Below are 13,520 nucleotides of genomic sequence, written 5' to 3'. Positions count from 1 at the left end.
CTCCTTGGGCTTTCTTGGTATTAGATTAAAATGTTAAGATTTTTTGTTGAGATGTAAATTTTGTAAAGCAGCAAGTCTTGGATCTTGTATTTCTGATTTACATTCGCAAGTAGCTTCGTTAAGGTTTTGTCCACACTCGGAACAAAGCCCCTTACAGCGTGTATTACAAAGAGGTTTAACGGGAAGAGATAAAACAAATTCTTCCCATGCCAGAGCAAAAAGATTTATTTCAAAGCTTTTTAGTTTTTGGTTATAACGCAAAACTTCGCTGTCTGAGTCAAGATCAAAGTCTTGTTCTTCTTTTGTTGCTTGTTTAGTCGTTTGGTTTGATTTTAAAATATGTTTATTTAGCGGTGTATCAAAAGAAAGTTCGGGCGGAAAAGGTTCAAAGCTTTCAAAACTATGAGAAACCGTAACTTTTGTGTCTTCTGTGCAACGATTGCAGGGCAACACGAATTCGCCGTTTATTTGACCACGCACAAAACAACCCTCGGCTTGGGGCAAAACAAAAAATATTGCTTTAAGCGGAGAGGTGATTTGACAGTCTAAATTATATTTATCAATAAAATCAGTGAAATATTTTTCTTCACTAATTTCAAACTGTTTACCTTCGGCAGGTATAGCATTAACATCAATCCATAACTGACACATTATATCCTCACAAATGAACCTTTTAACTTTAAATCTTTATTCTTGTCAAGGAAAAGGCGTAATTTTTCATTAAAGTATTTTTTCTATGAAAAGTATTTTTTATGGTGCCTTATTGATTTATTTTTATTATTTTTACCCAAAAAATATTTTTTATTTTGATAACTCTTTAATCATATTATATAATTTTTATATATTCTTTTTTATAAAAATAGTTGCATTTTGTTTGGTTAGGGGGTATATATCTCTTTCTTTAATTTTTTGTGCGTAAATTTGTCATGAATTTTATTTATAGATCGGAGGGATTATTATGTCCAGAGAATGTGCAATGTGTGGAAAACGTCCTCAAGTAGGGAACAGCGTAAGCCACTCTAATATTAAGAACAAACGTCGTTTTAACCCAAACTTACAAAATGTACGTCATCAACATCCTAACGGTCAGGTTGTTACCTTGTCTGTTTGTACAAGATGTTTACGTAGTGGTTCTGTTGTTAAGCCTGTGGCGCGTAAAGCAAATTAATTTTTTTGTTATTTTGTTTTTAACGGTTTACACTTTAAAGGTGTAGACCGTTTTTTTTGTGTCTTTATTTTTTTATAAAGATGTTGTATTTTATTTGAGAGTTAATACTGTTGATTTTTTATATGAGGTATTTTTATGCAAACTTATTTGGAAGATGTGGTAAAAACTCCGCAAAGTGTGAACCCCTTACTTAATACGCTTGGGGTAAAAATTGTTGAATTAAGCGATAAAAAAGCGATATTTAGCCTTAAAGTTTGTGAAAACCTCGCACAGGGAGCGGGAAATTTGGCAGGTGGAATTTTAGCCACGATAGCCGACGAAGCAATGGCGCATGTCTTATTAAAGGCTTTGGACGGACACAAACAAATAGTAACCACCAACTTAAACGTGAGTTTTTTGCGGGCTGTGAGACAGGGGCTTATTACTTGTGAGGCGATTGTTTTAAAAAAAGGTCGCAGTGTGGCTTTCGTTGAAGCTAAAATATATAATGATGAAAAAGAATTAATTTCTACCGCCACGGCAACCTTTCATATAAGTCAAATTAAATAGAATTATTTTATAATTATAATTTTGTTAAATCTATATTGGGTTTATTGTTGATATAAAAAAAGAGTCAGTCTTAAATATTTAGACTGACTCTTTTAAATTTCTTAAAATAGATAAATTATCTTAGAAATTAATAGAATACATTATTTGAGAACTTGTTTGTTCGTGAGTTGTTGATGTGCCCCTGAACATTCCATCATTATTTACTCTTACTTTTGGAGCGTAAGAAAAGCTGGCGTTAACGGAATGTGTTTCATTAAACTTATAACCAAAACCGGCGGTGTAATGATTTTCTATAATAGCAGGGAACATTGGAGTAGCATTTTTGTTAACAGGGTTGTCGCCTAAGTTTACCCCGGCTCTTAAAGTTAGTTCCGGTAAAGACGGTAGGGTATAAGCCAAGCCCATTGATACTACGTTTTGATCTCTCCAGTCTTGGCGTAATTCTGCTTTTTGGTTACCTTGGGTGATAGTAATAGTTTGCATCACCTCAGACCAAAAGATTTTTTGATAATCAGCGGTAAACATAAGATCATCAGTAATATTGGCGGCAAAACCAATATTAGCTGTTGCAGGCATATCAAAGCCTTCAACTCTTGCACCTTTACCCGTTAAATCGCCTATACCGCCTTTATTGTGATAAGCTCCACCAATAGTGAAACGGTCATGCAATTTATAAGTAAAGCCTAATTTTCCTGATACACCATAATCAGAGGTAGCACCGCTAAAGTCAGAACCGTCTTTAAAGTCAAATTTGGGCATCATTGGACCTCGTGGTTTCAAGACTATGTCCATTTGAGCTTGAGTCAATGAGATTGTGGCACCTATGGTAAACTTATCGGTAACATCGTAAGCGAAAGGCACTAAGATTTTACCGACAATCACTTGAGAATACATACCTAAGTTATCATCAAGATAGTCTGTTCCCATTCCGCCAAGAGAATACATACCGATACCATAGGCAAAATCACCATCTTTTCTGACGTAACCAATAGCTGGCATTAAAAACAAATCTGAGCTAGACTTATAGGTTTTTCCGGGAGTTTCATAACGCACGTCCGGCATTAAAAAACCTAAAGCAATATCAACTCGATTGCCATCAGGCATAAGCCCCAAGGTTGCGGGGTTATTAGACATAGCCGCTGTTCCGTTGTCATACGCCATGGAGGCACCGCCCATTGCCTGACTGATTGGGCCGTATCCGTCAAAGAGCATACCGTTTGTGGCGAAAGCTTGTTTAGCTGTAAAGGTGGATAAAGTAACAGCTGACAACATTAAGAACGCTAAAAAAGCTTTAACTTTGGTTTGGTGAAAATTTAACATAAACATACCTTTCTGATATTGTTGGTTTCTTTTATGTAGGCAATTACATAATATATTTATATTAATAAATATTTAAAAATAGAAAAAAAGCAAGCAAAAAATAGCTTAACAGCAGTTTTTTTCTTAAAGATTATTTGAAATATATCATGGTTTTATAAAACATCTGTTCTTTTAACTTGAAATATATTATTTTTAGTGTACTTATCTTGATATAATTTCAATAAAACAAGAGTTCTGTGTAGATAAAATTTAATTTAAAGGGTTATAATTTATGAAAAAAATACTATGTTTATTACCTGTATTCATGCTAATGCTTTCCAGTTGTGCAGTTAAAAAAGATTGGGCTGCTACTGGTGGTAGCCGTGCTGATGCGACAGTGCGTTTATCTTATAGTTACGGTGGATTTGAACAGCCAGTAGTTGATGAAGCACAGGCTCTTGCGGTAGCAACTCAGCGTTGTCAATCATGGGGCTATACAGGAGCAGATTTGCGTACTTTTGTCATCGCTTTATGCTCTGTATGCACATAGCATAAAACGGCTTAAGTCACAAAACCCACTTATTTTACAGGAAAATTTAATTTTCCTTATTCGTGGTTTTTGGAGTCTCTCTCTGACGAAATCCACTTTGAGCCTATTGTGCAATAGTCTCAAATGCGTGGCAATTTGCTGAAAACAATTTGTCAATATAACTACTTATTTTTTGATTTGATTCTGTTGATATTCTTGCTTAGTTTTATCAATAGTTTTGCCGTTGATTCCAATGTTTTCATCGGGCAATTCTTTAATCGTAACAAAGAAAAATTCGCTTGGAATCTGTGTAATTTTTGACGCAACTTGTGTTATTTCTTCAATCAGCTTACTTTTTTGCTCTTTCGTTAACGAGCCACTTTCTATTGTTATATATGGCATTTGTACTCACTCCAAATATTTACGAACTAAAATTTTATTTTAAATATAATTTTTAACAAATGCGTGGCAATTGTTCACCTTCAAGCATGGAAAGTAGTCTTGTTCCACCGAGTGGAGTTTCTAAAAGCACTTGCCCGGCTTTTGCGTTTAGGGTGCGTTGTCTTTTTTACCTGTTGGTTTGCAATTTTTATACTATGATTTATTATTCATCATAAGTTAACTTCTTTTTAAATCCTTTAACCATTGGATATCCTAAGTTTTCATAAAATGTATGTGCTTCTTTCCTTGCATTTCCAGAAACTAGTATAATGAGTGCACACTTGTTTGAATATGCAATGGCTTCAAGTTCTAGCATCAACATTTTTCCAATACCTTGACCTCGATAACTTTCTGAAACAACTACGTTTTCAATGAGCATAAAAGGGGCACATAAATCAATCAAATCGTAACATATAACCCCCATAGCCGTACCAACTGCCTTGTTCTCTTGATTTAGTGCAACAAGGAGATAATAATTTTTATCCTTTGATATTAAATCAAATATTGGTTTCATTTTATTATGTTCTGGATATTTCTTCGTCAATTGATAATATAGGCTGCTTAACTCTTCAACATCTGAAAGATTTGCTTTCTCTATTTTCATATAACAATCTCCTTTAACAAATGCGTGGCAATTGTTCACCTTCAAGCATGGAAAGTAGCCTTGTTCCACCGAGTGGAGTTTCTAAAAGCACTTGTCCGGCTTTTGCGTTTAGGGTGCGTTGTCTTTTTAATTCAATATTACCTGGTGCAAAGATTTCACCAATATAACAGGCGTTTTGACTCGCTTTATGTTTGTGCATAATTTCTAGAGCTTTGTCTTGGTACTGTTTTGGTAAAATACAGATTAATTTTCCTTCATTCGCAAGGTAAAGAGGGTCTAGCCCTAAAATAGAACAGCCTTGTTTAACATCATTTAATACAGGGATTAGACTTTCTTCAATTTTACAAACTACGCTTGATTGCATGGTAATTTCATTTAAAGTTGTCGCTAAACCACCTCTTGTTGGGTCTCTTAAAACGTGTATTTCTGGAATGTTTTGGATTAATTCTTCGATAATTAAGTTTAGCGGAGCAGAATCGCTTTTTAAAGCCGCACCAAGAGGCAGGTTTTCTCTGGCCGCCATAATGGTTAAGCCATGATCGCCCATAGTGCCTGAAATTAAGACCACATCGCCCGCCTGAGCTTTAGAGCCTGAAGGGGGATTATTCGAGATGATTTCTCCTAAGCCTGTGGTATTAATAAAAATTTTATCAACCGCCCCCTTAGGAACAACTTTAGTATCGCCGGTAACAATCAGAACTTCGGCTTCTTTGGCTGCTTCCGCCATGCTTTTAACTATGCGTTCAAGCAGTTGCATATCCAAGCCTTCTTCTAAAATAAAAGCTGTGGATAAATAACGGACTTTAGACCCTAACATAGCGACATCATTCACTGTTCCGTGGACGGCCAAAGAGCCGATATTCCCGCCTTTAAATTCTAAAGGAGTAACGGTATAAGAATCGGTACTTATCGCTAAGTGTCCTGATAAGTGTAGTTCAGCGGCGTCGTTCATTTGTCTTAAAATCGGATTGTCAAAATAATGTAAGAATAAATCATTAATCAAACGATGCGAAGCTTGTCCGCCACTGCCATAATCTAATAATAAGTTACCGATAAATTTAGTTTTAGAGTCTTTAGACATGGTAAATCCTTAAATTATTATACATTATATTTATAGTAGGCCGCACAACTGCCTTCGCTAGAGACCATACAAGGTCCGACAGGGTTGGCGGGGGTACAGATTTTTCCAAATAAAGGGCATTTATTGGGTTGCATTTTACCTTTTAAAATTTCGCCACAGCTACAACCTGCGAGGGGTTTAGTAGGTTTTAGCGTTAAACCTAAACGCTTTAACGCATCAAAGCGTGCATATTTTTCTCTTAAACGCATGCCCGCTTCGGGGATACTGCCAATGCCCCTAAATAAACCATCGCACACTTCAAAAACTTCATTCATAACAGCACAGGCTTTGGGGTTTCCGTTTTCTGCCACAAGGCGTGTGTATTGGTTAATGAGTTTTGGCTTTCCTGTGTTTTGCATCTCGCTCATATAAATAAGAGATTCGAGAATATCCGCAGGTTCAAATCCGCCAATGACAGAAGGCATTTTAAAATCAGTAATGAGAAATTCATAGGGTTTTACACCAATCACTGTGGAAACATGCCCGGGAAGGAGTAGGGCGTCTAGCTTTGGAGCTTCTTTATCGCTAAGCAATGCGGAAAGTACGGGTGGAACGAGTTTATTGGCACAAAATACGGCAAAGTTGTTAAGCTTTAAAGCTTCGGCACTTTGGATTGTCGCCGCTATGAGGGGAGTGGTTGTTTCAAAGCCAACACTCAAAAAAACAATTAAATGGTCAGGTTTTTTTTGTGCTAATTCAAGTGCATCAAAAGGTGAATATAAAACAGAAATTTTTGCACCATTTGCTTGTGCGGTTTTTAATGAACGCCCGTCAGGACTGGGAACACGCATAAGGTCGCCAAAAGTGGCTACTATTACTTTATCTTGAGAGGCTATATCTAAAAAAGCCATTACTTCGCTATCGTGAGTAACGCAAACTGGGCAGCCTGGACCAGATAAATGAGTAATATCTTTAGGTAAAATACCTTTTAACCCACTTTGGAAAATAGACATGGTATGAGTTCCGCAAACTTCCATAAAAGTAAGCGGTTGTTTTAAATTGGCTTCAAGTTTATCTAATAATTTTGCACAAAGCTCGGGGTTATGAAAAGCTTCTTGATTAAACATGATAGTCTCTTTTTTGTCTTTAAGTTATGGTTTTGTTTTACTTGTTTTGTATAAAACAGTTTTGCTCGCTTGTCATGTTTAAATATTGGTGGTTTATGAGGGAGTTTTTATTTTTTTGTTTCTCTGGTTTTAAAATAATTATAATAGGCTTTAAAACAGCTCATAACAGGGGAATTGGGATTTAGTTTTTCTTCTACCGTATCAAGCCCCGGTGGTTCGGGTACGATATATTCATAGACAACAGGTTGTTCTATTCCTTTATAGCTGTCTAAGCCTTGTTTGCCTTTGGGCAGGGTCAGTTGGGCTTTTACAAAAAAATTTTCGCCCATGATATCCCAGAGATATTCATTAACCAGTCGCATGATCGTTTGGAGCTGATAATGAGCCTCTTGCATCATTATACTATCTTCAACGGCAAGCACCAGAGTTCTGTCTTTATTTCCGAGAGGTTTAACCAGTTCGGCTAAATCTTCGCCCAAAACTTCTGACCATGCCAGCCAAAGGCGAGTTAGCCGCATCGACTCAGTACCTTTTTTGCGTTTTGTAAACCTGTTTATGCCGTCTGAAAACGACAAAAGCTTACGATTACGCAAGCTTTTTGGGTTTTTTACAACATTATTAGCATTGGAATAACTAAGGTTTGTTGATGTAAAGTTTTTTTGTGGCATTTTTTGCTCAAAAATAGATTTTTATTATTCTATTTAAAGAGATAAATTTTGATATTTCAACTTTTAATAAGGTTATAACGCCACTACGGAATTTTGAACACCTTCAAAACCGGAAGCTGTATACTCGTCGGCTTCGGGGTCATTGATCCATTCCGAGGAGTTTAAAACATATCTATAACAATGCTTTTCTCCACAAGGTAATGAAAATTCAATGCTTGCCGAACCATCTTTAAGTATTTTCATGGGGTTTAACTCCCAATCGGTAAAGCTAGCCGCCAACGCAACTTCTTTTGCATTTTTAATGTCGTCTTTAAACAGTTTAAAACGAACTCTACACTTATCGCCAACTTTGTTATAAGTTTTAATAATGGGCATGAGTCCTCCTTATAGCCAAAAATAAGGCTATAGTTTGAGTGTTTAAGGTATATATACTTTTTTATATACGATAAACAAATAAAAGGCAACTTAACAAGAGGCTGTGTTTAAAGATTCTACTAAAGTTTCGCGTAAATCAAGAGCGTCTTGGTTATCAATGCCACAAAGGTTAAAAACAGACGAAAGCAACAAATCAATGCTAACGTTCATTTCTAATGCACCATTGTTGATTATACAGTTTTCACCTTCGATACGCATTTTGTACACACGATAACTTTTTTGTGCCGCAGAACCGCTTACTATTGAATAAACGTATTGGCCACTTTCTTCTTTGTAGAGGCAATGACGGGTGAGAACACCGCTAACATCCTCATAGTACGAGCTTTCTGAAAACATTCTGCCGCGAAAACGGACTTCATCTCCGAACTCGTTCTTTAAGGAAATCTGCTCCATTTTACTCTTCCTGTTTTTGCCTGCCGTTAACTTGTCAGCAGGGTCAACTGCATAGGCGCATTTGCCTTTGCAACTTTGTTTTGTTTGTCTTTGTTTTTCTCTGAATTAAGAACATTTTTCTTCTTTGTTCTTGATTCATGGTTGACTCTTCTTTTGAGGGAAAAGTTCGCCTCCGCCTTGTTCGTTTCAATAAAGTAGTGAAGTCGATTTTAGAAACCTTTCTTCCCCACCTGCTTGAATTATTATTAAAGAGTATTCTCTAATATTTTTGTTGAAATTTGTTTTTATTAATGTTTTATCGCTGGCATAATACATTTTGCAATAACACGTCGTCATCTATGGACATTTCTAAACTACCATTGTTTATTATGAAACTATCCCCTTCACGACGCATTGTATAAACACGAGACTTTTTTTCTTCTCCTGAACCGCTTACTATAAAGTAAACGTATTCACCATTTTCTTTTTCGTAGAGGCAATTCCGGGTAAGAACACCGCTAACATCATCATAGTGTGCGTTTTCTGAAATCATTCTTCCACAAAAACAGACTTCTTCTCCGAACTCGTTTTTTAAGGAAACCTGTTTCATTTTACGCTACCTGTTTGGGGGTTGTTAACTGGTTGGAAGAGTCAACTGCATAGGCTCGTTTGCCTTTGCGGCTTTGTTTTGTTTTTCTTTGTTTTTGACCGAATCAAGCATATCTTTTTTATCTTGGTTTGATTCAGAATTAGACTCTTCTTTGGGGAAAAGTTCGCCTCCGCCTTGTTCATTCCAAAATGCTGTAAGATCAACTTTAGAAATTCGCCAGCCTCTACCTAAGCGAGCCGCCCTTAAAGAGCCTTCTTTTATTGCTCTTCTTAGGGTCTCTTTATGGCAACTTAATAAAGTTGCAGCTTCGCTGAGGGTATAGGTTGTCTTCTTCATTCTTTATTGACCTGAATATTAACAAAAAGCAATACTAATTTTAGCTTTTTGCTAAAAAAAATCTAAAAAATCTTTATTTTTTTTCTAACTTTTAAGCTAAAATAAAGTAATCTATAGTTGATATGTTGACCACTACCATTAAACACGACTTAATGTCAACAATATATCTTTAAAATAGTATAAAAAACATTTAGCATGTTGTATATTGTTTAAAAGTGTAATCAGCGTCTTTAATATACCGAGATATCGATAAGGTTTTTATCATTAATAATACTTCGATATTATAACTTTTACCTGTTTAATATTGATTAAAATTTACTTTGTGTCAATATATATCTTTTAGGTATAACCACCTCAACCACAATCAACTCAAATAAACTTAAATCAACTTTGATTAACAAAAAGCAGAGAAGGGTAAGAGTGCGTTTTTTTTGTTCTTTTTCTAACCCATTAAATTGTATAGAATAAATTAAAAAATTATTTTTATTTTGAAAAACTGGACTTCGCCTAAACAAAGTTTTAGATTAAAAAAATAACAAAATATAACAAAGAGTAAAAAATGCGTAAAAAACCAGCTCCAAAACTTCCAAAACCAGAAGATGAAATTTTAGAAAAAAGCCGTTCTCAAAAAAAACGAGAAAGTACAGCGATCCAAGAGCTTGGCGAAAGACTCGTTGCTCTAACCAAAACAGGGCAGGGCAGGGCAAGGCTCAAAGAGCTTGTTGCTCTTGAATTGTTGGATTTGGACGTTTATAATGCCCTTCTTGAGCTTGGTGCTCTTAAAACTCACGAGGCAAAACGCAGGCATATGCAATATATTGGTAAGATGATGCGCCTTTGTGATTTGGATAAAATGCTTCAAATATCTGAACTTATAGCTAAAGATTAAGTTTTTAATTTAGGATTTTGATTTGAACAGCGTTGAAGGGTTTAGGGAAAAATTTGTTTTAGTGGCTCCGTCTTGGGTAATTCCCGGTGGTATAGTTGAAAATTCAATGTTTTTAGCCGATAAAGTTGATGAAGTATCTTTGTGCTTTTTTGAATTGAACTCGTCTTTGGCGTATACAGAAAAAGATATTCCACAAAGCTTAGCCCTCTTGCCTCTTTCGTGGCAGGTGCATTTGCCTTTTGATTTGCCTGATAAAGCTGAAATGGCTTTTGAAAATTGTTTGGAGTTGTTAAAAAAAATCTCTTTTTTACGTCCAAAAGCTTGTGTTTTACACCCGTTTAAAGGTGAAGGCGGAGTAAGTGAGCTTCGTTGTTTCTTACAATTATGGCAAAACTTAGATTTTAGTGTTTTTATAAAACCTGAACTTTGGATTGAAAACACTGAAGAAAATGATCTTATTGAACTGTTCGATTTGATTTGTGAATTTGATTTGGGTATTTGTTTTGATCTTGGACACGCCGTTGCGTATAATCAAACAGAATTAATAAGGCTTATCACAACAGAAAAACATTTGACGAACAGGGTCAGGCAAGTGCATATTTCGGTAATTGATAAAAATATTCATGCTTCACGGCATTTGGAATTACCTTCCGTTAATGATGTAAAATGGAAAAACGAGTTGGCTTTTTTTAAGCCACTTTTAAAAAAATTAGCTCAAGGTACTAGATTACAGCCTGAAATTTTTAACTGGAAGAAATATATAAATTCGGTTAACAGATTAAATAAGTATTTTGATTAAAAAAATGTAAAATCTAGTTTTTCAAGGGTTCTTTATTGGTGATTTAAAAGGGAGGCAACAAAATGCAAAATTTATCTCGCAAACCTATAGTCAGCGGACGTTTTTATCCTGATAATGCTCAAGAATTAGGCGGGGTTGTAAAAAGATTTTTAGAAGTTAAAAGTGGTGTTGTTATTCCTGAAAAACCAAGCTTGATGACGATAATTCCTCACGCCGGTTATCTGTTTTCCGGAGTTGTCGCCGGAGCAACTTTGGGTACGGCACATTTAGAAAAAAATTGTATTTTACTCGGACCAAACCATACCGGACGAGGTGAGGCTTTATCGGTTTGGCCCGGCGGAGAATGGCTTAGCCCTTTAGGGGCGGTTCCCGTTAATTCTTCTTTGGCTAAAGCCATTATTGATGCAAAGCTGGGTTTTGTTGCTGATACTGAGGCTCATTTGGGAGAACATTCTTTAGAAGTAACCTTGCCTTTTATTCAAGAAAAATTGTGTATTCAAGATAAAGGCATTTGCATTCCCCCTCATATTGTTCCTATTTGTGTGGCGAGTGTTGATTTTGAAACCTTAAAAAAAGCCGGGCAAGGTCTTGGAAAACTTATTAAAAAGTATAATGCTCAACACTCTTCCCCTGTTTCCTTGATTGTAAGCTCTGATATGAGCCATTATGTTTCCGCCAAAGAAGCCAGTCGCCTTGATAGTTTGGCATTAAACGAAGTTTTGTCTCTCGATCCTAAGGGCTTGTTTGATGTGGTAAATCGTGAAAAAATAAGTATGTGCGGAGTTGCCCCTGCCGTGCTTGGTCTTTTTGCCGCTCTGGAACTTGGAGCGTCTAAAGCGTATAAGGTGGCTTATACAAACTCGGGCGAAACAGGAAGCAGTTTTGGTGCAACTATGGACAGCGTTGTCGGTTATGCCGGAATTATTGTGCAGTAGTCTTAAAGTTTGTCTGTAATATTGCGACTAGGAAAAGAAAATGAATTCTTCCATATCAGCCGTATCTTTGCAAAATAATGCTTTAACAAATTTAGCTTTAGGCATTTCTGTTAGTCCAAGAAAATTGGGAAATTCAGATTTTGCCGCTGAATATTTCATGCAGTTTTTTAATCAAAAACAGAAGCACATGGACTTTTTGGCGTTGCGTTCTTTTCCTGTTAAAGCTTGTGTTTCTTGTGGTCGTTGTGATCAAAAAAATAATTTGCCTTGTATTTTGGATCGGTCAAAACCTGTTGAAACCCTTGAGTCTGAAAAAAATATTTTAGCGTTTGAAAATAGAGCTAATTATTTAGCCGATAGCGAAGACAACGCCAATTTTTTATTTGATAAGCTTTTTTCTGTTCCGGCTTTGTTGATTTGTTCGCCAATATATTTTTATCATGTTCCCGCTTTGTTTAAATCTTTGATTGATCGCAGTCAATATTGGTGGAATCGTAAATTGCAAGGGCATGAAAGATTTGCGACTTTACCGCCCAAGCGTTTGGCATATTTAATTTTAATCGCCGCTCGCCCTCAAGGGTTGCGTTTGTTTGAAGGGGCTTTAGTTAGCTTAAAATATTTTTTGGATATATTTAACTTTGAGTTGCAAACTCCTTTGTTGTTAAAGGGGTTAGACGCGAAAAATGCTTTAAAAAATAACCCCGAGGCTTTGGCGAATATTAAACAGTATGCGGAGTTTGGGGCAGAACAATTTTCTCTTGAAACGCTTTTGTAATGTTGTTGAGTAAACGGTTTGTTCTGCAATGTTTAAGTGCTGTGGGTTTGGGGGAACGGCGTTGTCTTTGTTGCGGTGAACCTTCAAAAGTACAGCATTTTTTCTTGAAGGGTGTTGCTTTTGATTTGGCGTTATGTGATTTGTGTCGAAGCTTGCTACCTTGTTTTCATGATTTTTTTGAATATGAACTGAATGGTAGCGATTGGTGTTTGACTGAAAAAAATATTAAACCTGAAAAGTATGATGCAAAAAAGAACTGTGCTAGTTGTTTTTTGCCTTTTTTTAATAATGAACATGCGATGTTTTCAGATGGTGAAGAATATAAGTGTTTGTATTGCATAACAAAAAATACTTGTTGGCGAGATATTTATTGTTATGGTGAATATACAAAAACCCTTAGAAACTTATTGTTGTCAGCAAAGTTTTCAAATAATTTAAGTGCGTTACATCTTGTTGGGTTGTTGTTGGCGGAAGCTGTTTTAATAAAACATCAACATAAATTTGGCGATAAAAAATTTGATTGGGACTTTATCACCGCAGTTCCTCTTCACCCAAAAAGATTGCAAAAGCGTGGTTTTAATCAATCTTTAGAGCTTGCCAAACAACTTGGCAAACTTTTTAAGCTTCCTGTTGAACAAAAGGCTTTAAAGCGTATTGTTTTTACCACCCCGCAAGCAGGCTTAAGCCAAAAACAACGCAGGCTTAACCTTGTGGGTTCAATTCAGGCAGGGACTTTGACTTCTAAGAAGTTTATCAATAATTTTCAAGGCTTAACTGTTTTGTTGGTTGATGATATTTTTACAACCGGAACGACGTTGGAACATTCTGCAAAGGCTTTGTTGGAAGCGGGGGTAAAAGCTGTCGATATCGCTGTGGTTGCAAAAACTTCAATGCTTTCGGTTAAGCCGTAAATCTTTGCACTTA

General features: G+C 36.0%; 19 protein-coding genes. 8 read left to right on the top strand and 11 right to left on the bottom strand.

Annotated features, from left to right (window positions below):
• Positions 1 to 33: 33 nt before the first annotated feature.
• Positions 34 to 651 carry a YceD family protein gene (locus BT999_RS03910; protein ID WP_072696464.1) on the bottom strand — a complete coding sequence of 206 codons (618 nt, stop codon included), beginning with the start codon at positions 649 to 651 and terminating at the stop codon, positions 34 to 36.
• Positions 652 to 958: 307 nt separating this feature from the next.
• On the opposite strand from BT999_RS03910, the gene rpmB reads away from it, so the two are divergent.
• Positions 959 to 1,168 (top strand): 50S ribosomal protein L28, encoded by a 210-nt coding sequence (gene rpmB, locus BT999_RS03900; RefSeq protein ID WP_072696462.1) that lies wholly within the window; start codon positions 959 to 961, stop codon positions 1,166 to 1,168.
• Positions 1,169 to 1,303: 135 nt separating this feature from the next.
• A complete protein-coding gene (locus BT999_RS03895) occupies positions 1,304 to 1,717 on the top strand; it encodes a PaaI family thioesterase (RefSeq protein ID WP_072696461.1) in 414 nt (137 codons plus the stop codon).
• A 120-nt stretch (positions 1,718 to 1,837) separates the two neighbouring features.
• Here the strand turns inward: BT999_RS03895 and BT999_RS03890 are convergent, their stop codons facing one another.
• Entirely contained in the window at positions 1,838 to 3,037 is a 1,200-nt protein-coding gene (locus tag BT999_RS03890) for an OmpP1/FadL family transporter (RefSeq protein WP_178139308.1), read from the bottom strand.
• Between the two features lie 271 nt (positions 3,038 to 3,308).
• On the opposite strand from BT999_RS03890, the gene yecR reads away from it, so the two are divergent.
• Positions 3,309 to 3,566, top strand: coding sequence for a YecR family lipoprotein (gene yecR, locus BT999_RS03885; RefSeq protein WP_072696460.1), 258 nt, complete (start codon positions 3,309 to 3,311; stop codon positions 3,564 to 3,566).
• Positions 3,567 to 3,731: 165 nt separating this feature from the next.
• Here yecR and dmpI read toward each other — a convergent pair whose 3' ends face one another.
• The 9 genes from dmpI to BT999_RS03840 form a co-directional block, all read right to left on the bottom strand.
• A complete protein-coding gene (gene dmpI / locus BT999_RS03880) occupies positions 3,732 to 3,947 on the bottom strand; it encodes a 4-oxalocrotonate tautomerase DmpI (protein ID WP_072696459.1) in 216 nt (71 codons plus the stop codon).
• 202 nt (positions 3,948 to 4,149) lie between these two features.
• Positions 4,150 to 4,590, bottom strand: coding sequence for a GNAT family N-acetyltransferase (locus tag BT999_RS03875; protein WP_072696458.1), 441 nt, complete (start codon positions 4,588 to 4,590; stop codon positions 4,150 to 4,152).
• A 13-nt stretch (positions 4,591 to 4,603) separates the two neighbouring features.
• Complete coding sequence (gene hypE, locus BT999_RS03870; RefSeq protein WP_072696457.1) at positions 4,604 to 5,671, bottom strand: hydrogenase expression/formation protein HypE; 1,068 nt, start codon at positions 5,669 to 5,671, stop codon at positions 4,604 to 4,606.
• A gap of 17 nt (positions 5,672 to 5,688) precedes the next feature.
• Entirely contained in the window at positions 5,689 to 6,777 is a 1,089-nt protein-coding gene (hypD, locus tag BT999_RS03865; RefSeq protein WP_072696456.1) for a hydrogenase formation protein HypD, read from the bottom strand.
• A gap of 107 nt (positions 6,778 to 6,884) precedes the next feature.
• Positions 6,885 to 7,445, bottom strand: a complete 561-nt coding sequence (locus tag BT999_RS03860) for a DciA family protein (protein ID WP_072696455.1) — start codon at positions 7,443 to 7,445, stop codon at positions 6,885 to 6,887.
• A 72-nt stretch (positions 7,446 to 7,517) separates the two neighbouring features.
• On the bottom strand, positions 7,518 to 7,820 hold the full coding sequence (locus BT999_RS03855; RefSeq protein WP_072696454.1) for an isoamylase early set domain-containing protein: 303 nt from the start codon (positions 7,818 to 7,820) through the stop codon (positions 7,518 to 7,520).
• 90 nt (positions 7,821 to 7,910) lie between these two features.
• Positions 7,911 to 8,273, bottom strand: a complete 363-nt coding sequence (locus BT999_RS03850) for a hypothetical protein (protein WP_072696453.1) — start codon at positions 8,271 to 8,273, stop codon at positions 7,911 to 7,913.
• A gap of 295 nt (positions 8,274 to 8,568) precedes the next feature.
• Complete coding sequence (locus BT999_RS03845; RefSeq protein WP_072696452.1) at positions 8,569 to 8,862, bottom strand: hypothetical protein; 294 nt, start codon at positions 8,860 to 8,862, stop codon at positions 8,569 to 8,571.
• A gap of 24 nt (positions 8,863 to 8,886) precedes the next feature.
• Positions 8,887 to 9,198 carry a helix-turn-helix domain-containing protein gene (locus tag BT999_RS03840; protein ID WP_072696451.1) on the bottom strand — a complete coding sequence of 104 codons (312 nt, stop codon included), beginning with the start codon at positions 9,196 to 9,198 and terminating at the stop codon, positions 8,887 to 8,889.
• A gap of 559 nt (positions 9,199 to 9,757) precedes the next feature.
• On the opposite strand from BT999_RS03840, the gene BT999_RS03835 reads away from it, so the two are divergent.
• The 5 genes from BT999_RS03835 to BT999_RS03815 all read left to right on the top strand — a co-directional run bounded on the left by BT999_RS03835 (position 9,758) and on the right by BT999_RS03815 (position 13,507).
• A complete protein-coding gene (locus BT999_RS03835; protein WP_072696450.1) occupies positions 9,758 to 10,087 on the top strand; it encodes a dual-action ribosomal maturation protein DarP in 330 nt (109 codons plus the stop codon).
• 22 nt (positions 10,088 to 10,109) lie between these two features.
• A complete protein-coding gene (gene cbiR / locus BT999_RS03830) occupies positions 10,110 to 10,886 on the top strand; it encodes a cobamide remodeling phosphodiesterase CbiR (protein ID WP_072696449.1) in 777 nt (258 codons plus the stop codon).
• Positions 10,887 to 10,948: 62 nt separating this feature from the next.
• Positions 10,949 to 11,821, top strand: coding sequence for an AmmeMemoRadiSam system protein B (amrB, locus tag BT999_RS03825; RefSeq protein WP_072696448.1), 873 nt, complete (start codon positions 10,949 to 10,951; stop codon positions 11,819 to 11,821).
• Positions 11,822 to 11,861: 40 nt separating this feature from the next.
• On the top strand, positions 11,862 to 12,596 hold the full coding sequence (locus tag BT999_RS03820; RefSeq protein WP_072696447.1) for a flavodoxin family protein: 735 nt from the start codon (positions 11,862 to 11,864) through the stop codon (positions 12,594 to 12,596).
• Complete coding sequence (locus tag BT999_RS03815) at positions 12,596 to 13,507, top strand: ComF family protein (protein ID WP_072696446.1); 912 nt, start codon at positions 12,596 to 12,598, stop codon at positions 13,505 to 13,507. Before BT999_RS03820 ends, BT999_RS03815 begins: the two co-directional genes overlap by 1 nt.
• Positions 13,508 to 13,520: the final 13 nt, after the last annotated feature.

Origin of the sequence: Desulfovibrio litoralis DSM 11393 (assembly GCF_900143255.1) — a bacterium.
Classification (GTDB): Bacteria; Desulfobacterota; Desulfovibrionia; order Desulfovibrionales; family Desulfovibrionaceae; genus Frigididesulfovibrio_A; species Frigididesulfovibrio_A litoralis.
Note: the sequence above shows the minus strand (reverse complement) of the source record. Positions and strands in the feature narration are given on the sequence as shown.